At 41.6% G+C, this 874-nt stretch carries 1 protein-coding gene; it reads right to left on the bottom strand.

All coding sequences use genetic code 11. The annotated features are described in order from the left end of the window. Nucleotides 1-127 precede the first annotated feature (127 nt). Nucleotides 128-874 (bottom strand): methyl-accepting chemotaxis protein (locus Q4503_RS18800; RefSeq protein WP_303603190.1); only part of this gene is annotated, 747 nt, incomplete at its 5' end.

Here is an 874-nt window from a genome sequence, read left to right as displayed (position 1 = left end):
AAAAAAGGCAATCAAACACTTATCTCTGCTTCATGGTTGGCTAGCTAAACCTATATATAAGTGTATTAATAAGAGCGTTAGTTTATTACGCACTAACGCTCATCAAATTTAAAGCTTGATATTAACGTTAAACTTTAAACTGTGCCACAATCTTTGATAGACGTTGCTCAAGTTGAATAAGTTCATTCGTCGTATTCGCCAGTTCACCAGCTCGCTCTGATGAGTTTTCCGCGATATCAGCTATTTGTTGAACATTTTTACTAATTTCATCGGCAACCGTGGTTTGCTCTTCTGCAGCAGTGGCTATTTGGGTATTCATATCTGTAATTGTACTTACTGAACTAGTAATGGTTCTTAATGAATCACTCGCCGTGGCTGCCATCGTTACCGTATCTTGACTTTGTTTACGACTAGTTCCCATAACATTGACCGCTTCACTAGCTCCCTGTTGTAAACGTTCAATCATTTGCTGGATCTCTTCAGTACTTTGTTGAGTACGACTTGCTAATGCACGAACTTCATCAGCAACTACGGCAAATCCTCGACCTTGTTCACCAGCACGGGCGGCTTCTATTGCGGCATTGAGTGCCAGTAAGTTAGTTTGGTCGGCGATAGCTTTAATTACATTAAGCACATTGCCTATTTCATCTGCATCTGTACTGAGTTGATTAACAACTTCACTTGCACCATCTATATTATCAGAAAGCGCAGAAATTGCCGCAATAGTCTCTTCAACAATGCGTTGACCCGTCATAGCCTCGGTATCAGCTTCTTGAGCAGAACTGGCGGCATTGGCAGCGTTTGTTGCTATTTCTTGTGTGGCTGCAGCCATCTCATGTACAGCAGTTGCTGCTTGGATTGTTTCTTGTCTTTG

The organism is Colwellia sp. 6_MG-2023 (assembly GCF_030547765.1).
Classification (GTDB): domain Bacteria; phylum Pseudomonadota; class Gammaproteobacteria; order Enterobacterales; family Alteromonadaceae; genus Colwellia.
The sequence above is the reverse complement of the archived record's forward strand: the minus strand, read 5'-3'. Positions and strand labels throughout refer to the sequence as shown.